This is a genomic window from Methylomonas sp. LL1, from assembly GCF_015711015.1.
Classification (GTDB): domain Bacteria; phylum Pseudomonadota; class Gammaproteobacteria; order Methylococcales; family Methylomonadaceae; genus Methylomonas.
In genome coordinates this window covers 19639-43390 of record NZ_CP064652.1, presented here as the reverse complement: position 1 = coordinate 43390, position 23752 = coordinate 19639, and the positions used below count along the sequence as shown (strand labels likewise).

General features: G+C 50.5%; 13 protein-coding genes. 5 read left to right on the top strand and 8 right to left on the bottom strand.

Going from position 1 to position 23752, the window contains the following annotated elements; genetic code table 11:
- Window positions 1–286 precede the first annotated feature (286 nt).
- The 4 genes from IVG45_RS00170 (at window position 287) to IVG45_RS00155 (ending at window position 6439) form a co-directional block, all read left to right on the top strand.
- Window positions 287–1570 carry a TolC family protein gene (locus IVG45_RS00170; RefSeq protein WP_064010532.1) on the top strand — a complete coding sequence of 428 codons (1284 nt, stop codon included), beginning with the start codon at window positions 287–289 and terminating at the stop codon, window positions 1568–1570.
- Window positions 1563–2867: an efflux RND transporter periplasmic adaptor subunit gene (locus IVG45_RS00165; RefSeq protein WP_196433915.1), complete on the top strand. Its 1305-nt coding sequence runs from the start codon at window positions 1563–1565 to the stop codon at window positions 2865–2867. Before IVG45_RS00170 ends, IVG45_RS00165 begins: the two co-directional genes overlap by 8 nt.
- Complete coding sequence (locus tag IVG45_RS00160; protein WP_196433914.1) at window positions 2860–6009, top strand: efflux RND transporter permease subunit; 3150 nt, start codon at window positions 2860–2862, stop codon at window positions 6007–6009. The genes IVG45_RS00165 and IVG45_RS00160 overlap by 8 nt, the downstream gene beginning before the upstream one ends.
- A gap of 91 nt (window positions 6010–6100) precedes the next feature.
- Window positions 6101–6439 (top strand): hypothetical protein, encoded by a 339-nt coding sequence (locus IVG45_RS00155; RefSeq protein WP_196433913.1) that lies wholly within the window; start codon window positions 6101–6103, stop codon window positions 6437–6439.
- Window positions 6440–6824: 385 nt separating this feature from the next.
- Here IVG45_RS00155 and IVG45_RS22920 read toward each other — a convergent pair whose 3' ends face one another.
- From IVG45_RS22920 to IVG45_RS00135, 4 genes are all read right to left on the bottom strand, one after another.
- A complete protein-coding gene (locus IVG45_RS22920) occupies window positions 6825–7085 on the bottom strand; it encodes an HNH endonuclease (protein WP_442923300.1) in 261 nt (86 codons plus the stop codon).
- A gap of 236 nt (window positions 7086–7321) precedes the next feature.
- The gene (locus IVG45_RS00145; RefSeq protein ID WP_196433911.1) at window positions 7322–8065 is read right to left on the bottom strand and encodes a hypothetical protein; all 744 of its coding nucleotides are present in this window, start codon (window positions 8063–8065) and stop codon (window positions 7322–7324) included.
- A gap of 241 nt (window positions 8066–8306) precedes the next feature.
- Window positions 8307–9599: a Y-family DNA polymerase gene (locus tag IVG45_RS00140; RefSeq protein ID WP_442923299.1), complete on the bottom strand. Its 1293-nt coding sequence runs from the start codon at window positions 9597–9599 to the stop codon at window positions 8307–8309.
- A 14-nt stretch (window positions 9600–9613) separates the two neighbouring features.
- Window positions 9614–10051, bottom strand: a complete 438-nt coding sequence (locus tag IVG45_RS00135; RefSeq protein ID WP_230874549.1) for a LexA family protein — start codon at window positions 10049–10051, stop codon at window positions 9614–9616.
- A 184-nt stretch (window positions 10052–10235) separates the two neighbouring features.
- On the opposite strand from IVG45_RS00135, the gene IVG45_RS00130 reads away from it, so the two are divergent.
- Entirely contained in the window at window positions 10236–10907 is a 672-nt protein-coding gene (locus tag IVG45_RS00130) for an SOS response-associated peptidase (RefSeq protein ID WP_196433908.1), read from the top strand.
- Window positions 10908–11092: 185 nt separating this feature from the next.
- Here the strand turns inward: IVG45_RS00130 and IVG45_RS22485 are convergent, their stop codons facing one another.
- From IVG45_RS22485 to traF, 4 genes are read right to left on the bottom strand one after another with little or no spacing between them, the layout of a single operon-like run.
- The gene (locus tag IVG45_RS22485) at window positions 11093–20803 is read right to left on the bottom strand and encodes a strawberry notch-like NTP hydrolase domain-containing protein (RefSeq protein ID WP_230874547.1); all 9711 of its coding nucleotides are present in this window, start codon (window positions 20801–20803) and stop codon (window positions 11093–11095) included.
- 11 nt (window positions 20804–20814) lie between these two features.
- A complete protein-coding gene (locus tag IVG45_RS00115) occupies window positions 20815–21045 on the bottom strand; it encodes a conjugal transfer protein TraD (protein WP_230874546.1) in 231 nt (76 codons plus the stop codon).
- Window positions 21038–23236 carry a DNA topoisomerase 3 gene (locus tag IVG45_RS00110; protein ID WP_196433907.1) on the bottom strand — a complete coding sequence of 733 codons (2199 nt, stop codon included), beginning with the start codon at window positions 23234–23236 and terminating at the stop codon, window positions 21038–21040. Before IVG45_RS00110 ends, IVG45_RS00115 begins: the two co-directional genes overlap by 8 nt.
- Window positions 23237–23249: 13 nt before the next feature.
- On the bottom strand, window positions 23250–23744 hold the full coding sequence (gene traF / locus IVG45_RS00105) for a conjugative transfer signal peptidase TraF (protein WP_425257824.1): 495 nt from the start codon (window positions 23742–23744) through the stop codon (window positions 23250–23252).
- Window positions 23745–23752 lie beyond the last annotated feature (8 nt).

Below are 23752 nucleotides of genomic sequence, written 5' to 3'. Positions count from 1 at the left end.
GGCACACCTAGCCAGTTGCAGCTTTCATGTTTGCGTCGATTGCGCAATCACATCCTCCTTTGGGTTTATCCCACCGCATATCTCTAGCCACTATAGCGCTGGAGAAATACTCACATCGGTTTCGTTGCTTGTCCCCCCGGATATAAAACCGCCTATTATTACCCTCTAAGCTGTTCAACGGTGGTGTTTTGCCGTAAAAACAACCATCCCCATTAAGACGATCGACATCGGCTAAGTCAGCCTGTTGGTTGATCGTCATTGCTATAACGAGCTTATGAGGACAATCATGAGATCTGTTCATTTAAAGCGTCTGCTGATGGCGACGCTGTTTTTCGTCTGTAGCGTTGTCGACGCTGCGGAGCAACCGCTATTAACGCTTGAGGCCGCCACTCAAAAAGTCGCTCAGGATAATCCCGATCTGGCGCAAATGCTGGCTCGCGCCAAGGCGATGGCCGCGATTCCGTCGCAAGAGGGCAGCCTGCCCGATCCGCAAATCAGTTTCAATGCCATGAGCCTGCCGACCAATAGTTTCAGCACCCGGCCGGAAGACATGACGCAAATCGGCTTTGGCCTCTCCCAGGCCATTCCTTTTCCCGGCAAACTGGCGCTGCGCGAACAGGCGGCGATGTATGAAGCGGAAGCGGCAACGCTCAATGCCGATGAAGTACGGTTACGTTTGTTGAGCGACGTGAAAACCCTGTGGTGGCAGGTTTTTTATCTGGATCGAACGCTGGAGATTGTGAACAACAATCACAGCTTATTGCAGCAGTTCGTCGATATCGCCAGAAGCAAATACGAAGTCGGCGAAGGCTTGCAGCAGGATGTGTTGCTGGCTCAACTGGAGTTATCCAAATTGCTCGATCAAAAAATCAATTTGGCCGGGACGAGGCGCGGCACCGTGGCCAAGCTCAACGCCTTGCTGGATCAACCCGCCAACAACTCCGTGCAATTACCCGCCACAATTTCAATACAGCTGCCGGAAATCAGACAGGAAGACAGCCTGTATCAACAAGCGGAAAGCTCAAGGCCGCTGCTGGAAAGCGAGCGGCGTGGCATTAACGCCGCGCAATCGAAGCTGGAACTGGCTGAAAAAGACGTATTGCCCGATTTCAATGTCGAAGCGGCGTATGGCGCCCGCGATAACATGCCGGACGGAACCCGGCGTTCCGATCTGCTCAGTCTGGGCGTCAGCATGAACGTACCGATTTTTGCCGGCAGCAAGCAGAACAAGATGATAGATCAGCGCAACAGCGAGCTGATGCAACAACGCTATGCGCTGCAAGATCGATGGAACGCGGTTCGCTCTGAAATTACCCAAAGTCATAGCGATTACCAGCGGGCCAAACAGCAATTTGTGTTGTTCGATACCGGCATCATTCCGCAGGCCCGGCAAACCGTCGCCTCCATGCTGGCCGGCTATCAGGTCAACAAGGTCGATTTTCTGAATCTGGTGCGCAGCCAGATCACCTTGTTCGAATACGAAACTCAATACTGGAAAGCCTTCACAGAAGCTCAGCAAGCACTGGCGCAACTCTGCGCGAATGTGGGCGAGGACGACATTTATGAATAAGCAACTGTTATTGACCGCCACGGTGACGCTGGGGATAGGCTTGGTGGGCGGCTATTGGTTGGCGCAATCACCCAAACAGGAATCGGTTGTTCAACCGGCGGAGGACAGGAAACCTCTGTTTTATCGAAGCCCGATGAATCCCTCGGTGACGTCGCCAGTGCCGGCCAAAGACAATATGGGCATGGATTATCTGCCTGTCTTTGCGGACGAGGAGGACAAAGCCGACGATTCGGCCGGCGCCGTGAGAATCGATGCCGCCACGGTGCAAAACATCGGCGTGCGGACCGCGTTTGCCAGACAAAGCTTGCTCACTCATGTGGTACGCGCCGTCGGCCGGGTGGCTTATGACGAAGAGCATATCGTCCGGCTGCATCCCAAAACCGAAGGCTGGATCGAAACCTTGCGCGCCGATAAGACCGGGCAAAGGGTCAGGAAGAATGAGGAACTGCTGAGCATTTATTCCCCGCAACTGGTGGCCAGCCAACAGGAATATGTGCTGGCGCTGAACAATCTCAAGGTGCTGAAAAAAAGCCCGATCGAAGACATCCGCCGCGGCGCGGAAGAACTGGTCAAAAGCTCAAGAGAACGCTTGAAGCTGCTGGATGTGCCGGCCCATCAACTGCACGAATTGACGGACAGCCAATCCATTAAAAAGAGCCTGCATATTCATACCCCGGCGGACGGCATCGTCATCAACATCGGCGCACGGGAAGGCCAATACGTCACGCCGGAAACCGAGCTGTACATGATCGCCGACCTTTCCACGGTTTGGGTATACGCCGAAATTTACGAGTACGAACTGCCCTGGGTAAAAGAAGGCGACCCGGTCGAAATGCGCTTGGCCGGCGTGCCGGGCCGCACCTTCAAGGGCCGGTTGGCGTTTATCTATCCCTATGCCGAAGCCAAGACCCGGACCATTAAAGTGCGGCTGGTCTTCGACAATGCCGACTTGCTGTTGAAACCCGATATGTTCGCCGAAGTCACCATCCATGCCGGCAAGCGACTGGATGCGGTGGTTATTCCCGCCGAGGCGGTGATCCGCTCCGGCGCGCAGACTCAGGTCTTGGTGGTGCGCGCCCCCGGTAAATTCGAGCCGCGCCGGGTGACAACGGGTTTATCGTCCGATGACAACATTGCCATCATTGGCGGTTTAGCTGCCGGCGAAGAAGTCGTCACCTCGGCGCAATTCCTGATCGATTCCGAGTCCAAGCTGAACGAAGCCACCGCCAAAATGCTGGAGCCCACGGCAGCGCAGCCGCCAGCAACGCCGGGGTCGGGAGCGCATAACCATGACTGACTTCATCATCAATAGCGCACTAAAAGACCGCTTCATGGTGTTGCTGGGAGCGATTATGCTGGCCATCGGCGGGGTTTGGTCGTTCAAGAACATGCCGCTGGATGCGATACCGGATTTGTCCGACGTGCAGGTGATCATCTTCACCGACTATGCCGACCAGTCGCCGCAGGTAGTCGAAAACCAGGTGACCTATCCCTTGACCACCGCCATGCTGGCCGTGCCGCATGCCAAGGTGGTACGCGGTTATTCGTTCTTCGGTTTGTCGTTCGTTTATGTGATTTTCGAAGACGGCACCGACATCTATTGGGCGCGGTCGCGGGTGTTGGAATATCTCAACTATGTGAAAAATCGCCTGCCGCAAAACGTCACGCCGACTTTAGGGCCGGATGCCACCGGCGTCGGCTGGATCTACGAATATGCCTTGGTGGACAAGACCGGCAAGCACGATCTGGCGCAACTGCGTTCGATTCAGGACTGGTATCTGCGCTATCCCTTGCAGACCGTGCCCGGCGTTTCTGAGGTCGCTTCGGTCGGCGGTTACGTCAAGCAATATCAGGTGGAAGTCGATCCCAACGCCCTGCAAGCCTATGACATTGCCTTATCCACGGTGATGATGGCGATCAAGCGCTCCAACAACGATGTCGGCGGGCGTCTGCTGGAAGTCGGTGAAACCGAATACATGGTCAGGGGCCTGGGTTACATCAAGTCCATCGCCGATCTGAACACCATACCGGTGGGCGTCGACGCCAACGGCACGCCAATACGCTTGCAGGATGTCGCTCATGTTCAGATCGGCCCGGAACTGCGGCGCGGCGTCACCGAACTCAACGGTGAAGGCGAAGTGGCCGGCGGCGTGGTGGTGATGCGTTTCGGCGAAAATGCCTTGGCGACCATCGAGGACGTGCGGAAAAAACTGGATGAACTCAAGAAAGGCCTGCCGGAAGGCGTGGAAATCGTCCCCGTCTATGACCGAGGCAGTTTGATCGAACGGGCGGTAGACACATTAAAGGATGCGCTGACGCAGGAACTCATCATCGTCTGCGCCTTGGTGGCCTTGTTTTTGCTGCATCTGCGCTCAGCCTTGGTGATCGTGATTACCTTGCCGCTGGGCATATTGATGGCCTTCATCGTAATGAAATGGCAAGGCATGAACGCCAACATCATGTCCTTGGGCGGCATCGCGCTGGCGATAGGCGACATGGTCGATGGCGGCGTGGTAATGGTCGAAAATGCCCACAAACACCTTGCCGAAGCGGCCGAGAAGAAGCAAGCGAAACTGACCTCGAACGAACGTTGGCAGGCCATCGGCAACGCCTCCCGCGAAGTCGGCTCCGGTTTGTTTTCGTCCTTGCTGGTGATCACCGTCTCCTTCCTGCCCATCATCACCATGGAAGCGCAGGAAGGCCGCCTGTTCAGCCCACTGGCATATACCAAAACCTATGCGATGGCCGCCGCGGCGATCTTGACCATCACCTTGGTGCCGGTGTTGATGGGCTATTTTGTGCGCGGCAAGATCATCCCCGAACACAAAAATCCGATCAACCGCGTCCTGCACGCCATTCATTCGCCGGTTTTAAAAGTGGCGATGCGCTGGCGGGGTGCGACGCTAATCGTGGCACTGCTGTTGATGGCCTCTACGCTCTATCCCTTATCCAAACTGGGTAGCGAGTTCATGCCGCCGCTGGATGAAGGCGACATTTTGTATATGCCCACCACCTTTCCCGGCATCTCCATCACCAAAGCCAAGGAGGTGTTGCAACAGACCGACAAGATCATCAAGACCTTTCCCGAGGTGCATCATGTGTTCGGCAAGATCGGCCGGGCGGAAACCGCCACCGATGCCGCGCCGCTGATGATGGTGGAAACCACCATCCAGCTCAAACCGCAAGACCAATGGCCCGATCCGAACAAGACCACCCGGCAATTGATGGATGAAATGGACAAAGCCATTCATTTCCCCGGACTGGCCAACGCCTGGACCATGCCCATCAAAACCCGGATAGACATGCTGTCTACCGGCATCAAGACCCCGGTGGGTATCAAGGTGTCCGGCCCCGATCTGAACGTGCTGCAAACCCTGTCGCTGCAAATCGAGCAGGCCATGAAAACCTTGCCGGACACGCTATCGGCCTATGGCGACCGGGCCGTCGGCGGCTATTTCCTGGATTTCGACATCAACCGCGAAGCGGCGGCGCGTTACGGCCTGACCGTCGGCGACGTGCAGGATGTGATCCAAACCGCGATCGGCGGCATGAACATCACCGAGACGGTCGAAGGACTGGAGCGCTATCCGGTCAACCTGCGTTACCCGCGCGATTTGCGCGATAACCCGGAAGCCTTGCGGCGGGTGTTGATTCCCACCCCGACAGGCAGTCAGATTCCTTTGACGGCGGTGGCGGACATCAACTTCAAACGCGGCACCGATGTCATAAAAACCGAGGATGCGCGGCCCAACGCCTGGATTTATGTCGACCTAAAAACCTCGGACATCGGCGGTTATGTGGAGCAGGCAAAAAAAACCTTAGCCGAAAATGTCACACTGCCAGCCGGTTATACCGTCACCTGGTCGGGTCAATTCGAATACATGCAGCGTGCGGCGGAACGCTTGCGCATCGTGGTGCCGATCACCTTGCTGCTGATTTTCATCCTGCTGTACACCGCTTTTCGCAATATCACCGAGCCTGCGATAGTGATGTTGGCGATTCCGTTCAGTCTGATTGGCGGTATCTGGTTCGTATATTGGCTGAACTTCAACCTGTCGATTGCCGTCTACGTCGGCTTCATCGCCCTGGCCGGCACCGCGGCCGAAACCGGGGTGATGGTGCTGAGTTTTATCGACATTGAAATCGATAAACTGCGGGCGCAAAAACAGGCGCCACTGACCGGCGAGGAAATTAGGGCGGCCAGCGAAGCGGCGACGGCGCTGCGGGTGCGGCCGGTAGCGATTACTTCGCAGGCCAATATCATCGGCCTGATGCCCATCATGTGGGCGACCGGCACCGGTGCCGATGTCACTCAACGCGTCGCGGCGCCGGCCTTTGGCGGCATGTTGACGGTTTTGATACTGAGCCTTTTGGTGTTTCCGGTGATTTACAGTCTAGTGTTGCAGTTTCAGGAGAGACGCAATCCAGAAGAAGTCTAAATACTGATCTAATGACTTTATTAAAAAAGGGGGCCACGACACTGACATGAAAAAACGTTCTTTTCACCATTAATTAATCTGGAGAAAACCCATGAAAACAAAATTACTGATTAGCTTGTTGTTAGTTGCCGGCGTACTGGCAGCGTGCAGCGAGATGAACCCGCATCCGATGGATATGAACCTGGCCGTGCAAAGCGCGACAACCAAGGCCGATCATGAGGCGTTGGCAAAACATTACGAAGAGGCAGCGAAGGACCTACAGCTGAAAGTCGATGAACACAAAAAGCTACTCAGCCAATACCAGTCGAAAAGCAACATTTACGGTAAGCAGGCCGACAGCCTGATAGGCCATTGCCGAGTGCTGATCAATGCCTATGAAAAGGCCGCCGAAGCCAATTTGAGCATGGCAGCGATGCATCGTCAGATGTAAACCCTTTCGCCGAACCGCTAGGATGCGTATTGCCGAGCAGTTGGAGATGGGCCAAGGTAACAAGGCCCATCTCTCATGTATCCCGTGAAACTCTTGGTGTTTTCATGACCGTCAGGTTACTGGTTGAGTGCGAACTTTCAGAAAGTTGGATTTTCGATTTGGTGGCTGTCTCTTGTTGGCCGTGGTGACGCAGTTATTCCGTCAATTTTCTTGCCGAATACCTGACATTCGGCTGAGTCACCGGGTGCCTGAACTATTGAAATTGGATAGTTAGCCCGAAGGTCGGGTAATGGCCGTCTGCCGCCGATGGTCAGCGGCATATATTTCAGTTGCAAATAAGGAATCTGGTATTGGCCGGTTGTCCGATCAATACCAGATGCAATGTCTAGTTTAATCTTATACTGTGCCACCCTCCCTGGCTCATACGATTCTGAATTAAGTCTCTGTATTGTTCAGGATCAGGTGGGTTTTTCCGTTGGTGTCGCTTGTGATTACAATACCAGCAAGCCGCTACGATATTAGTTGGCTTGGTTGAACCACCTTCATGATGAGCTTTAAGATGCTCACCTGTGCATCTTAAGAGTTTGGCCTGATTAGGCGTTATTTTGTATTTGGCGGAAAATTCAACGATGTTCCCTGTCAACATCGGTTGGTCGCAATAGTAACAGCGACCGCGTTGACGGGAAAAAGCGATAGAGCGGGGTTTTACTAGGGATTTGCGTGATCTTGCCATGATAGCCTCAAAAAAACAAAAGTTACCCATGGCACTACTAGAGTGCACATTGGAAACCAGCTTTAATGCTCAGCTAACTGGTAAAAATACAGGCGTTCGTTTTTGAACTGCCTGGTTAAATTATATTGTTTATTCGTTGGGCAATACAACTAACTATTACATTCCCAAACTACAAAACCGTCGATAACATCCTTCGTTGATCGATGACGCTTGGCGTTGATCAGCGACATGAGCGATTCATTCAGAATTGTTAAGGCTTCCGGATCGTCAGCATTAACGTATCGGCTTGACCTGCCCTGTCCGTTCTCGCACCTCTCAGGTAGCCAACGTTGCGGGTAGGAGCTAACTCGAAAGCCATGGTTGACCAAAATCTCGGCAACAAAGGGTTCTCCGCTTTTGACAGTCCACTTAACTTTTTTTAAGGTGTGCAGCCCACCCAGAAGAACGAGTATCGGCTTATCGCTTTGGAATTTCTCTAAGCGCCTGGCCATGTGTTCGTCACGATCCTGATCGGCATCAATGGCTTCGATTTCCAAGCATGGCAATCTTGATTTAAGCTTGGCCAGATAATCGATCATTTTTCGCATACCTGCATGATCGATGGCATAAGGTATTTTGAGCTCTGATACATCGGCTTCCCCCTTCGTTACAGCATCAATTATGGATTGTTGATCGAGATTAATCTCGAGTCCGACAGTCAGGCATTGATGTCTTTCAAGCGCAGTATCAACCAGAAACGTGAACAGTTCTATTGACTCAGTATTCTGGTGGCTTTCGCCGATAATGACAATGTTACCGGGTTTGATATTTTCCTGGATGGTCGAGAATTCATACGGCCATGCAAGACCTGATAACAACACAAAATAAATACTAAAAAAGTATCTTTTCAGCACCTAAAAACTCCTAAACATTACAGGCAGTGAATCGCCCCGGTTTTCGATTGAAAGACGCTACAGTTAAGGATTACGCCCAAGCGTATTCCGGCCAGAACAGGTCGAAACGGTCTGTGCTAACAGTCCGTTTCTTCCGCTTCGTAAAGGAATTTTGGGTCCTCGGGGGATGCAATCGGGACCATCATCATGGTTTAGTCATCGGCTCATAGCCATGCGCTGGGTGCCAGCTTTATAGGGCCTCCTATTTACAGCGAACACACACTAACTCCCGCCAGTCAGTGGTATACCGTTGAGACATCCGCTCTGCTTTGGGTTTCCAGGTTTGATCGATGCGGGCCGTGGCCATGGCAATGCCTTTAGGAAATCGCTGATTGATGTGATCGACCGTTTTCATTAAGGCTCGGTTTTCCGTTGGTAAATCCGTGTCGGCAAAGTCGAACAACTGAGTTTGTCCCGGTGCGGTATCCGACTGAATCTGACTAATTTGCACCCCGCATTTGTAATACCCGTAGCCAGGCTGGTAAATGGCACTGAGCAAGCGATTCACGACCGCCAGGATCACCCGAGTATCCTGACTGGTTTGATCCAGCCTGGCACTCGCACTGCGCTGGTATTGCGGTTCGCGCTCGGCAAAGCCATTGGTCCGAATGAAAATCGTCACGCTGCCGGCTACCGACTGTTGTTGCCTGAGTTTTTCGGTGGCCCGACTGGTGAACTCGGCCAGCGCGGCGGATAACTCATGGTAGTGGGTTAAGCGGCGGCTGAAACTGCGCGAACAGACGATTTGCTGTTTATTCGGAGCCACTTCTTCCAGGTCCAAGCAGGCAATACCGTTCAATTCCATCACCGTCCGGGCCACCACCACACTGAATTGCTGCTGGATTTTCGCCGGCGGTTGGCAGGCCAACGCCCAGACAGTCTTGATTCCGAGTTGATCCAGTTTGCGCGAGAGTTGCGGGCCAATCCCCCAGACCTCGTTGACCGGTACGATACGCATTAGCTTTTCCCTGCGCAACGGGTCCGATACATCCAATACGCCGTGAGTTTTTGGCCATTTCTTGGCGGCGAAGTTGGCCAGTTTGGCCAAGGTCTTAGTCGGCCCCATGCCGACACAGACTGGAATGCCGGTCGCGCGGAACACCGCTTGCTTGATGCGCTGTCCGTAAGCAATCGGGTCGGATTGACACGGATAGACGCCTGTCAAATCAAGAAACGCTTCGTCAATTGAATAGATTTCCATGCAGGGGGTAAAGGCCTCCAGGGTCGCCATGACCCTGGCTGACATGTCCGCGTAGTACGAATAATTGGATGAGAAAATTTGGATGTTGTGCTGCTCAACCAGATGGCGGATCTGAAACAGTGGCACGCCCATTTTAATGCTCCCCAACGCTTTCACTTCGGCACTTCTGGCCACCACACAGCCATCGTTGTTACTCAAGACGATCACTGGCTTGTCGTTCAGATCAGGTCGGAATACCCTTTCACATGAAACGTAAAAATTGTTGGCATCAACCAAGGCTATGCGCTTTTCCATAGGCGACATGCTGGCTATACGGGATGGATGACATTGGTGACCACACCCCAGACCACCAGCTCTAAATCGTCGCTGAGAAGGATGTCCGGATAATCCGGATTTTCTGCTTTTAGTGTCCATTGTTCGTTTTCAAACGTCAGACGCTTAACCGTCATCTCGCCGTTGAGTGCGCAAATCACGATTTTACCCGCGACCGGCTCCAGGGAGCGGTCGACGATCAAGATGTCATTGGAGTGAATGCCGGCTTTGAGCATCGATTCGCCTTGTGCGCGAACAAAGTAGGTCGCTGCCGGTTTTTGAATCAGTAATTCGTTCAAGTCCAGGTTTTTTTCGATGTGGTCGGCCGCAGGCGAGGGGAAACCCGCAGACACTTTGCCGGCAAACAACGGTAGGCGAAGTCGTTGTAGCAATCGAGTCGGCTTGGACACAGTTAGTCGATCTGCCAAAATCATCACATCGTCAACGACATTACGTTTGAAAGGCAATACAGACATGGTACGACAATTGGTTAATGAACGGGTGGCATAGCCTACCATCGAAAAGGCCATTGTTCTATATTTGTTCTTTGTGTCGGTCTTGCGCTACGCCCGACTATTCGGGTTTAATGCGCTCAAGCAATTAGCGCGAGGCAGGGCTATGTGTGGCCGCTACAGTTTGACGACAACGCCGGACCTCATCATTGAGCATTTTCAGTTGCTGCGCCAGGTGAAGTTTCAGGCTAGTTACAACATTCCGCCTGGGCAAAAGATTCTTTGCATCGTTGAATTGGAAGACCAGTCGCGTAAGGCGGTCAATCTACACTGGGGATTGGTGCCGTCTTGGTCTAAAGATGCCAAGAACAGCGCCCATCTAATCAATGCCCGCGCGGAAACCGTGCGTGAGAAACCTTCGTTTCGATCTGCTTTTAAACAGCGCCACTGCCTGATACCCGCCGACGGATTTTTTGAGTGGCAAAAACAGGAAACCGGTAAACAGGCTTTCCACATTCATCGAGAGGATGGTCAGTTATTCGCCTTCGCGGGATTGTGGGAGCAATGGCAGCACGAGGCCGAAACGCTGTACTCCTGTACGATCATCACGACCGCCTCCACCGACCTGATGCAACCGATACACGCGCGGATGCCGGTGATTATTCCACCAGAGCATTATCACCATTGGCTCGACAAAGCCACCGGCGAAGACGACGCATGGGCGCTGCTGGAAAATCAGGCCTATTCGCAGATGACCTCTACACCCGTCAGTGACTGGGTGAATAGTCCTTTGCACAATGATGCGCGCTGCGTTGAAGCCATGCCGATTCGGCATTAACCAGACCAAGGACGCTATTCGCCGAGCAAGCCATTTAGGTTCCTGGCCAATACTATCGGGCATAGCCATAATAAAAAACTCAGAAAAACGATTGAAAATTTTAGCGGCTAAAATACAACATCCATCATCTGATTGTATTTCTTCTCGCCAGCAGTTTTCACCGACTGATGGCTCAAAGCTATAACCTAAATAATTGCAACCGCGTTGCGCGACGCTAGTTTCTGACGCTGTTGCAGCTCTAGGCGCTGAACATTATCTTGATGCTGTCTCGTTTCAATTCGTTCACGCTGATCGGACACAATTTTATTCACGACATTTGTTATCTGGCGTTCAACACCTTCCCAACCCAATACGCTTTTCGTCGCAAGATCGTTGAAATCTGTAAAGGACTTCATTTTCGAGATTGCTTCTTTTTGCGCATCGGATAAGCCATCTCCCTTTGCCAATGCCGGCGTAACAGGATCAAGATCTATGGGGTACGCTTGTTCGCCAGGAGCGAAAATCGGAAACAGCGCGACACCACCTACTGCTGTGGCCGCCGCCTCAGCTTTTTCCTTACCCGGATTGCGGCCCTCGGTCAGTTCTTGATGCAAATCATTGTCCCCGGCAATGATGATTGGCTTATCAGGAAACTGGCCGCGCAATAGCTTTGCAACGTGCGGCAAATTGCCAGAATCGAACGCCGCAACCGTTGGATACCCGAGAGATTGGGATAACGTATCAGCCGTAGCATACCCCTCGCCTATCACTATGGCCGGCGCTCTCGCTAACGCTTCCACGCCATTATTGCCACCGACAACATGAAACATGTCTTGCTTAGCACCGCCAGCAGCAAAGCGCTTCATGCCGTTTTCCTGGATAGATTGCACTGATCGAATTACGCCGCTTACATCTTGCGCCGACAAGAGTAAATCACCAGCGGTGAACACCAGTTTATCCGGGTGCGAGTCCCGCAACTCCTTCGACTCCTTCCATGTTTTACCAATCATTACAGCCGAATCGGGGGGCAACACTGTTGAATCGGTCGGCACCATTCGAAGATCACCTGGCCGGGCTTCTTTCGATTGCAAATATTTATGATCGGCAGATGCAGGCGGAGCGATAGCAAGTAGCTGTCTTATAGAGGCCGCTACGGCATCCTGTTTAGCTTTTAGCTCGTTTTCTCTTGCTTGCAACTTAGACGCGCTTTGAGCTTGCAATTCCGCCTTTTCTCCATCGCTAAGCGAATATCCCTTTGACTTCCATTTCTGGGCTTCGCCGGTACGATTATTCTGAGCAAAACCGGCAGGATGACCATCCATGTGAGCAACATAAAATCCTGCTTTCTCGCCAGCCTTATCACCAACCGTTTCAAGCCTATGTCGCTGTCCATCCATAACAGGATGGTTTCCAGAAAGCACAAACCCCATATCCTTAAGTAGCGATGAAAATTCTTCGCGCGGGGTCATTGCCGGTTCTTGCTGCGGTTTAGTGTTATCAGGCAACCATCGTTGCAACTTATCCATATTGGCATTTTGACCGACATACCACGATTTAGCGCCGGCATCCCACTTAGCGCCGGCTTCTTTCGCGGCTTTTCTCTCCGAATAAGGAACAGCAAGGTATAACTTATCGGAGGCGGTTGGTTTACCCATCTCCGAATTAACAACCGACGTTACTTTTACTTCTCCAGCCTCCGACGGCAACCATTTAGAAAACGCCGATTGATCAACACCAGCAGGAATGAACCAGGATGTATGTTGCCTATCCCATTTGGCACCCAATACTTTAGCTTCCTCTTTCTCGCGGAAAGGCACAGCAATAAAGGTCTTATCATTTCCTGTGTTTTGTTGGTCTGGCCGCACACTATCACCACCTTGGCCCGACAAGCTGGCGACCGATTGTTTCTGCTCAAATTCAGAAACTTTATTCTGGAAGTCTGAGCTGTTTACCGTAGCCAACAGATCGGCGGACTTCCTCTTCTCCCGAGCGGCAGCTATGTCCTCATCAGAGCTATTCGGGTCGTTTTTGACAGCTTGCTCTTCTAATCTGGCGACTTCCGCCGCCTTTTGATACTCTTCGAATGTCGCACTTGATAATTGACTTAGGTCGCGCGGCAAAGCATCAAATTCCCTTTTCATAGCCGGCGTGATAGCTGGACCAACACCATTATCGGCTTGCCATTTCCGCCAGTATTCTTCCAACACTTTTATGGCGTCACGAAACTCATCGCTATTTTCACCACCGTATCGATGTTCTAGCTCAACGTTTAACCATAGTGCATCGATCGCTTTATCGACTTGCCCACCTTGGATCAAATCAATCGCACGTCGAACATTTCCATTACCTTGCTCTTGAGCGTAGTTACCACGCCATTCAGGAATGACCTCTTGCGCGTACTCAATATTCCGCACAGATTCTTCTAAAAGACGTTCAGTTGAATTAACAACAGGTACGCGCATAACGCCTCCTTCAAATTGAGTGGTTTCCGGTTTGGCAGATTCCGATAACGCTACCGTTTTGATATACCCACGCTCGAAATAGTCAGCAATATCTTGATGTGTGACTCCGGTTTCGGACTGGGCCGATGTATCGGCTACGATTGCTTTCTTGCTGTCGCTATCGATAACAACCTTACCGTCCGCCATTAACGTAATTCTCGAAATACCAAAACCATTCGGTTTGCCATCTGGACCATTGAGCTCTGGGAACAGATCGAGCAAATTACGCCTATCCAACTCAACACCTTCTTTGGATAGGGCAATTGCCGGCGAAGAAACTTGTTGTGTTTGATTCTGGACTAGCCTATCGGCCATTGTCTGGAACGCCTGAGCCAACCCCTTGCGCTCAAAGTAAGCATTGGTCACGCTAATATCATCTGGCGCAATGCCGAAAATAGGGGAAAGAGTTTCAATAGCTGTGTCAAAAAACCGCTCAGGTATATTGCCGACCACATTCTGAATTGAATTGAGCCCTTCTTTGCGTAATGCCACATCCAGGCTCTCGCCTTCATAGTCCTGGTAATGATCGAACGTCCATTCTTCAGACCTTTGCAATACCGTCGCAATATCAACAGCCAGTGGTCCATCAAAAACTCCGACAGCTTTCGCCGTTTTTTCAACAGACGCAACCTCGTTAATATCTGCTTTTACGTTATCCTTATACCACTGCCGCAAAGGCGCAGAATTTGGTTCAGCGTCACTATGCGAGTGATCAAGCAAACGACCGGCAACCTTTGTTCGCCATGACTGATGTGCTTCCGTATCATCGAGCGGCGGAATTCCAAGACTCGCTTGAACCTGTCTAACGAAATATATTGCCGCCGTTAATGGATCGCGCTGTTCTTGAAGAGCGAGATTCGTAATGGGGTCAAGGCGGGATTCGAGGCTAGTGGAGATTTGCATGTCGGTTAGCCCGTCAAACACCATCCTCTCAATGTCAGCAGTCAATCCTAAACGGTCTGCAAGCTCGCGGGAACGGTCGATAGATTCGCCAACAGGGCCAAGAGCAGATACATCCGCTCTTGGCAACACATCGATGTTTACCGAAGGCGATGATAGCCGTGCCTCAACCGTATCCCGCCATTCAGAAAAGGCCTGTGCTACATCGAGCGGCGGAATTCCAAGACTCGCACGAACCTGCCGAACAAACGGCACTAATCCCTGGTCGGCAATAGACGTTAAACGATCCTCTAGGTCTTGAGCAATCTGACTGGCCGTTAAGCCATTGAAGGCCAATCGCTCAATATCGGCTGTAATGCCTACTTGGTCAGACAATAGCCTTGTTACCGCGATGGCTTGGCCTACCGGTCCCAACGCCGATAAATCTGCACGTGGTAATGACTGCGGTAATACCGATGCAATATCAACAGCCAGCACGGTTGATAACCCATCAAGAGCTACTTGCACATTCTCTTGCCCTTGCTCTTGAAAGTACTTTTGTTCTAAGCCCAACACAAAACCCTGAATTTTTTCCGCATCAGATGCCGCCCGGAAAATCTCCATTGGATCATCCCGCAAAGCCTTAATCCACGAGCCAACATAAGCCGCATGTTGAACAGGATCATGACCAATACCAAGCTCTTCACCCAAGATCATACTGGCAATTTCCGCCCTTAACTCCTCCTTGGCGTAAGCCTCGCTTCCGAATGGATGTGCAATGTCCCGGTTCAACCGGTCTTCGTGTCCAGTCCAGTGCCCCAACTCATGCAACGCGGTCGCATAGTAATTCTCTGCGGTTGGAAACTGGCCTTTTTCCGGCAAGTGAATGCTATCAGTAGACGGTCTATAAAACGCACGGCTACCACCGTTATGATTTATATCGGCACCTGACGCCGCTAATATATTTTCTGCGCGTTCAATGGGGTCCCAAGTTACCTCTTTCTTTTCAAGCGGCGGCAAACCATCGATCTGTTCAGCATTAAACACCGTTGCAAAGAAAACCCGTGGACGTTCCAACTTTACGACCACCTTCACCGGATTGCCTTCTTCGTCTAAAACCGGATTGCCGTTATCATCCCGCTTTGTTTGCTCATCGGTAAATTTCCAATATTGAACACCAGTCCCCTTCTCTCCTTTTCGGACTTGCCCACCAAGCTCACCAGCTTGCTTATAGGTCATCCACCGATTATCGTTCCTATCCTCCGACAATAAATGGAGAGTGTTGATACCTTTATATCGATTGCCGGTAACAGGGTTATATGGGAGAAATCCACCTGCTTCGTCCGGGTTCCACGGCCTTTGCCACGGCGCTGTACCTTGCTCAAGTTGCTCGATTAGCTTTTCTGCAACTGTTTCGTGAAATGGTTTCTTCGTTTTATCCATTGAAATAACCTCTTGGTTAGCAAGGTGATTAAAAACAGCCGGCGCCTGCGCATGTGGTTCGGTAACGCTGTTCGGTTCTGATGGAATTGGCGCAATGCCCTGATCGGTCTGATCTGGTTGTGAAGACTGTTCAGGTTGTAATAGATTAACTGCGGTTTCTAAGGCCTTAATCGCATCGCTTCGTGTCTCAAGATCGGTGATTAGAGTTAAAGCGTCATTGTTAGGAATAACAAACCACTTACCTGAAACAATCTCGCTATCAATGATCCCTCCCTTCTCAGGATCAAGACTGGCAATCAATCCACCCGGTTGTGATTCTGTCCAACCTTCAGGCAATGACTCCACTTCGATCTTATGCGTGTTTTCACTTGCGGCAACAACTGTGTCCAACTTACTCGATGTTGGATTGAATGTAGCGGACTCTTGAACGGCCTCGTTTTCCTCCTGATCGCTATCTTTATCATTTTTTCCAATTAAATCGACAACGGGCTTTGATGAAGTAATGCGCTCGAACACACCGAGGCCATTTTCACCGGTTGGTATAAACACCCGGTCGGCCCAGTTGATGCGCTCAATAAAAGCACCCTGCTCTTTCAATACCCGTTTTTCGGCATCGGTCAGATAGCCACGGCCCTTAAGCTCGATACGATCCTCATAATTGACCTTGGCAGTTGCGATTTCCCAACCGTTGGAAAGGATGGCCTTACTGCCTTTTGTGATGGCAGCAAACAAATCACTTGCCGTCATATTTGAAAGGCCAGAATCTAGCCCCAGGTTTTTGAGTGTTTGCTTGGCCGACTTAGGCCCCAACATTCGGCCAAGTAATTGTTCACCGTCGTCTGTTTGTAATCGTTGAATGGTTTCGGCACCTTCGACACGATCCCAGATTGGCAAAATCACACCGACAAGCATGCGTTCGGTTTTTGTTTCGGTTTTCGGCGCATTCGCAAGCTGCTCATTCCAAAGCCTTTCCGCTTCCTTTTCATCAATCGCCCGAGTCAAAGTAACCCGCTGATAAGAGCCATTAACTGATCGATAGTCAAACCCGCGACTGATAACGTCGGCATTGTCGATATATCGGTAATCGTGCTTCTTGATTGTATGCACGATACCGCGACGGACTGATTTACCATCGGAATCAAGCCGGTCGCCAATGTCGCCAAGATAAAACACTTCCCCTTTGTTTTTGCCGAACTCTGATACAAACCATCCACTTAGATCGCCTTCTTTTAAGTTATCCTTGCGAAACTTTTTAGTCTCTTCCCACTTGTGATAATGAACCTCGTTAGTCACGGCCAACTCGACATATCGAGTTTGAGCACCTGTTTTTTTATCTTCGTAAGCGACATCATCCCGTGTTTTCTGGATGCTTAAGGCCGTCATAGTCTGTAGGCCAACATCATACAAACCACGTTGCTTGGCATAATCCACGGCTTCCACAAGTCTCTTTTCGAACTCGCCAAAAACTTGGTTTTGCATATCGGTTTTCAGCGACAGTAGGCGATTCAAGAACTGCGGTATAGCCGGCAGATTGCTCTCATTCAATGAAGCATTTTCATCAAGCAGATTAAGCCCCATCTGCTTGGTAACGTCGTGGAACTTAAGGCTTGTGGTCCCACGATACAGATCACGAAAAAAGTTATTCAGCGCGGTCGATGCATATTGGCTTTCAAGATTGTCAGAAGCAGTAAACATACCCTGGCTAGTGGCCTCTCTCTGCCCGCGAGTAAGCGCTCCGAGTTGGTCAAGCCGACGAGCGATTGAAGATACAAATCGTTTTTGTGCCTTTAAGTTAGTGGTAGGTAATACATAATGGGGCTCTTGTGCTTGATTGGTTCGATGAGTTCGCCCAAACCCCTGAACGGCGGCATCGGCTCGCCAACCAGGTTGTAAGATGTAATGAATCCGTTTACGTTGATTCTCCGCAGTGTTGTCAGCATGAAAGCTATAACCGGTCCCACCGGCACCCGAGAATATGAGAATGTCCTTTTTGTCGGCTTGAAACGTCTCAGCGTCGGCCCGAGAAGAGTTCTTGCCGCGCTTTTCTTCGAAAACTCGTAGATTACCTTCATCATCGCGAGATTGAACAAAGCGTCGTCCACGGCCAGTAACCTCGGCAACTCTTTCTGAACCAAAGGCATTGATGATCGAATCCAATGGATTTTCAGGAACACGAATTTGATGCAATGTTTCTAATAAAGAGTCGCGTAATGCAATGGCCTCTCGGTCAAATACCTGATTCCCTTCCGAGTCACGTACTGGAACGTAGGTTATGTTGCCGTTATCGTCTTTCGTTTCCTCATAAGCAGCAACCGGGAAGCCGTTTCTGACGTAATCCATAAGCATTTGCCGAGGCGTAAAATCCAATTCTTCCAAAGGAGCATCATTGGCTGTAGCGTCGGCGATAATCCTTTCCTGTGCAGCTTCGTTTGTATTGACCAACTGAATCACAGCCGCATGTCCAGCATCTAACTGGTCGCGAATATGGTCTATCACTGCCGGCGTTTGCATCGCCGTGACAATTTGATTGAAGAATCGTTGATGTGCGCCCCAGAACTGAGACATAGCGGCGCTTTTACCCGGACCGCTCTTGCCTGCTTGAGTGAGTTCAAGAGCCTGCTCAACATTATTTAAAACGACTTGCCAAGCACCGGCCAGTTCGTTGTAAATATCTTCCTGTAAGTCAGATAGTGGATGTTCCAAGCGCTCATAAGAGACACCATCGTAGGACAACGACCGGGCCAAATACATGCCCATTGCTTTCATGTCCCGGCTGATCAATTCCATTGATGCGATTCCGCCTTTCGATACCCCATTGATAAAGGCATTGGTATCGGCAAACGGGGTTCCCTCACCCCATAAGCCAAGACGATCCGCGTAGCTAAGATTGCTTATCTCGGTAGCGCCGGTAGCTGATACATAGGTGACACGTGCATTAGGTAATTCGCGTTGCAAGTTAATGCCGGCTATCGCTTGTTGCGAAGGCTTCTTGACGCCTCGTTTTCCCTTAATCGCAATGGCATTGCCCATGCTATGGGCTTCGTCGAATGCGATAACACCATCGAAATCCTTACCTAACCAGTCTATGATTTGTTTAGCGCGAGACTTACCGCCCTTTTGTCCCAAATCATTCGCCTGCTTTTTCTCGCCACCACGTAGCGTCGAGTAAGTAGTGAATAAAATACCTTCCTCTTGCGTTATTTCGTTCCCGGCCTTGGTCTTACCTTGAAAAAATATCTTTGTCGGGTCGCCGCCAACACCCGCAAAATCCCTTTTAGCATCTTCTATCAAGCCTTCATTGAATGAAACCCAAACGGCCTTGGTGCGACCTTGCAGCATGTTATCCAAAATGATGCCGGATATTTCCCTACCCTTACCAACGCCAGTACCATCACCAATGAAAAAGCCCTTCCTCGAACCATTCGGCAAAATTTCCGAATGCGCTTGCCCTGCATAGACAACAGCCTCAATCTGAGCAATCGAAAGTAAGCCATTTTCGATGACACTCTTTGGCAATAGAGGAGCGTAAGACGGTGCAGGTGGTTGAACAGCGGACATTGCCGCTGATTGCACCAATTTGCCTGGATGTGGTTTAGAGCCCTGTACTGTAAGACGCTGTGGGGCGTAGTTCGCAAAGACAGAATCGGTAAACTCAGTAGCTAGATCATCCTTAGCTTCTACTGCAACGCTTGCGGCACTGTTGCTTGTAGTGAGGCTACTAGTTCCTCTAGTATCTCCGCCGCCGCTTCCTCCAGCGTTTCCGATAACTCTATCTCGAACTCCACTCCCGGCTCCGATTCCGTCATTAGGGACATGGCTATCTTCGGTTGAGCCGCTAACTTCGCTATCAATAAGAGCGGTTCCGGAATCGGTCCCGTTTCCAGCAGATTCCGCTCTAACGCTGTCCGCACTAATGCTAATGCCGCTAACTCCGTTTCCGGATTGAATGGTATCTGATATTGGCGGAGTATTTGGGCGGCTTGCCTGTTTATCGGGTGTTGATTGAATATGTTGACGGTCATTTCTTATACCCTCCAATAATGCTGGTAAATCGGCCACCGAATCTACTTTGCCGGTCAATATCGGCTGCGTCGTGACCCCGTTTTTGTCGATTACTAAAATTTGATTGTCGAATGTGGTTCCGTATTTAGCATATTCTCGCCCGGAAATGCCTATATTGGCCCTTACATTGTATTTGGCTTGTATATCCTTCCACCATGAAGCAAAGGCAGGCTTATCCGCGGCCATTCCGTTCCCAACAATCGCCACCAATCGCCCACCTTGCTCTAGGCGCTTTAATGCCTGTTCGAGATGTCTTGCGCCATTAGTTGTGTCCCGCTGCCCTTGTATACGACCAGCAGACGAACTAAATGGTGGATTCATTACAACCACTGTCGGCTTAAACTCGATAGGTAGAACGTTATCCAACTGCTCAGCATTCTCTTTAAATATTGTCGCCTCGGGAAACAAGGCACCCAATAGAGCTTGTCTACGAGGGGACAATTCATTCAGAATCAGTGTGGCCCCAACCATCTTCGACCATATGGCCAAGTCTCCTGTACCAGCAGACGGCTCGGCCATAACATCATCCTTTTTGACATTCGCAACCCAATTAGCGACAAAAGAGAGCGCGGGCGGTGTGCTGAACTGCTGGAATTCCTCCATTTCTTCATCACGTCGCGTCTGAGTAGGCAATCGTTGAATCCGATTTGTTAAGTCAACGACCTTTAGCTTGGCTTCGTCGGCATTCAATGCGGTCCAAGTCGCGTCTTCGGTCCCGAGCAAGTGGATGTTAAAAGCGGCCTCTAAGGCATCATAAGCATCCTTAGATAAATAATCGCCACCGGCCTGGGTTCCACCAAACGCACGATTCGCTTCCTCGGTTAATATCTTTGATGTAATACCGCCTTCTTCACTCAAGCGTTGCGCCAATCTTAATGCGAGTAAATGCCGAGCATCGTTCGGGGATGAGTCCAGGCTTTCCTTAACCGCCACCACCGGTTTGTCAACCGGCGTTGGCTCGGGAACAAGCCAATCTTCAAAAAAATTGAAAAAATCAAGTTGTCCTTGATTAGAAATAGGTTTCTTCGCCATTGGTCAGACACCTATTCATGATTTACTGAATCGATACGGCTTTCTAATGCATCAGCCTCATTTAAGGCGTCCTCATTGAATGCACCAAGCCGTTCGGCTTCGTCAGGATCGAAGTCCACGACAGAACCAGGCACCATAGCATCAAGCAGCTTCACCCCCACTACGTCGACCGCATCAACCTCTAACTCCATTTCTAATTCCGTATCGACATTCAAATCATTTACACCGTCACCGTTACTCATCACGTCCACCCTGTTTACTAATGTTAAAATCCGGTTTTCCTTTAACGTCTTGATACGTCTGCTTGCACGTTGGAAACCCACTACACCCCCACCAAAACGCTCCCTTTTTTCGCCCTGGCCGCCTCGACAAGCCCTTTCCACATGACATGCATTTATGAACATCAGACACTAGAGACGCTTGTTTGGGGACAGGCCGACCATCCTTGTCTTCAGCGGCATGCCGGCACCCATCAGAGAACCCAGTACAGCCCCAGAAAAATTCGTTTTTGTCCTTTTTCTTAATCCGGCGCAAAGGCTTTCCGCAATCCGGACAAGGATTGAAAGCAACTTTGATCCCAATGCCATTCTGCTTGACGTTAGCCACCTCTATACCGATGTACTCCATCAACTCAGTGACAAAAGTAATCGCATTGATGTCGCCGCTTTGGATAGCTCTTTGCTGTTCGTGCCATAGAGCGGTCATATCGGGATATTTAGCTTTATCGGGCAAAGTGTCGTAAAACTCTCGCCCTGTAGGAGTGCTTATAATGTTGTTACCCTTTTCCATCAGATAGCCACGATCAAACAAAGTAGCAATGATGGTGTCACGTGTCGCCGGAGTACCAATACCACCATGCTCGCCTTCCTTGCCCTTGTCCTTTTCGATAAGGAGCTTTCGTAGACGATCATCCCGAACATATTGAGCGACGCGAGTAAGGTCTGTTAACAGGGTGGCCATTGTGTACAGTGGTCGCGGCTTCGTTTCCATCTTACTTGCAACGGCTTCCGTACAATCGCCGCCCTCGCCTGCCTTTAACACGCGAAGATCCTGAGCTATGTCGTTTGCATCACCCTCCAGATCCTCATTACCTATATCGTTTCGATATAACGCCTTCCATCCCGACAAGGTAGTGACGTTCGAGCGAACAGCAAACCGATGCGTAGCGGCTTCAAGAATAATATCGGTTTGATCGTATTGATGCTTGGGCCAGAATTGCGCGATATAGGCACGGGCAATGAGCATGTATATCTTCTGCTCGCCATCAGTCAGATTAGAAAAATCGGCGGTCGCCTCAGTGGGAATGATGCCGTGGTGGGCGCTAACCTTCGACGAATTGAATGCACGGCTCTTTAGTGACGGATCGGCCCTTTGCGCGACAAGTGTTAGCGTCGGAGCCGTCTTAGCAATAGCAGCCAAAACGTTCGGAGCATCGGCATGTTGATCTTCACTGAGATATTCGCAGTCACTTCGATTGTATGTAATCAGCTTGTGTTTCTCGCGCAATGATTGGGTTATGTCCTTAACGGAATTCGGCTTCATCCCAAACTTACGCGATGCGTCTGTTTGGAGCTTCAAAAGGTTGTAAGGAAGTGGAGGGTGCTGTTCTTTCTTTTTTGTACTAGCGCTAACAAGTTTAGCCGGCGAACCTTTCGCGGCATCCGCGACACCTTGTGCATGGTCCTGATTCGATAGACGACCTTTTTCATCTACTGGATCGCCGTCAACAACTTGATAGCGTGCAGGAAATGCCAAACCACTAAAAGCAAACTGTCCAATGACATTGTAGTAATAGCTCTTGGTATGCGCCTCAAACTCTCTATCCCTTCTAACAACCAAACCAAGGATAGGAGTCTGTACTCGTCCAACACTCAACACACCTTGAAAACCAGCCTTATTCGCGGCCAGCGTATATGCACGACTCATGTTATAACCGTATAGCTGATCTCCGACGCTTCTGGCCTCCGCAGCCGCCGACAAACCGGCGAACTCCCGATTGTCCCTCATACTCGCAAGCGACCTCTTAACGACACTGATATTGTTATCATTGATGAGCAACCGTTTAACAGGCAACGAACAAGACGCATACTCCAATATTTCATCAACCAATAGCTGACCTTCCTCGTCTGGATCGCCCGCGTGTACAACGCTACTGGCTTGTTTTAATAATGTGGTGATAATCTTGAGCTGGTCTTTTTTATCGTTTGACGGTTTTTTCTGCCAAGGGATATGCGAAATAGGCAGATCATCCATATTCCACTTACTGAAACGAGGATCGTAGTCCTCTGGGTCCAACAATTGCAGCATGTGACCGTAGCACCACGTCACAAAGCTATCACCACAATCATAGAAACCGTCTTTGCGCGATCCCCCGCCCAAACCATCAACAATGGCTTTAGCCAGATCGGGCTTTTCTGCAATAAACAATTGCATGAAAACCTCCTTTTTACCAAGTGAAAACCGGGCGGATAACACCCTTGATTTGAGAGCGTTCAACTAAGCCGAAATAGCGACCATCAAATGAACCTGCGTTTATATCCGTCATAAGCAAAACCTCTGACTCAGTTAATTCTTTGGTGGTCCTAAATCTCGGCATAGGGCGTCCCGCCCCATCAAGTGCAGAAGGAGCGCTAAATGGCAATAAAACATCATTTACTCGCACACCATCGTCACCAATCGAAATGACATCCGTTTTAGCCGCTAAAATTTTCTTCATCATGAATCCATATCCACCTGGGCAGTAACCAGCACCGATATAACCCCTAGTCATGGCTAAATCGAAGACCTCTCGTTGTGGAGGACAGAACATTACATAGGCACCCTTCTCCACCGGGTCGTTGGTTTCCCAGTAAAGGCCAACTGGAATGCTACGTGTTGAATTGAATCGCGCACCAACGGCGTAGGCGATTCCGCATAATGCGAGATAGGAGATACCAAGCATGGCAATCA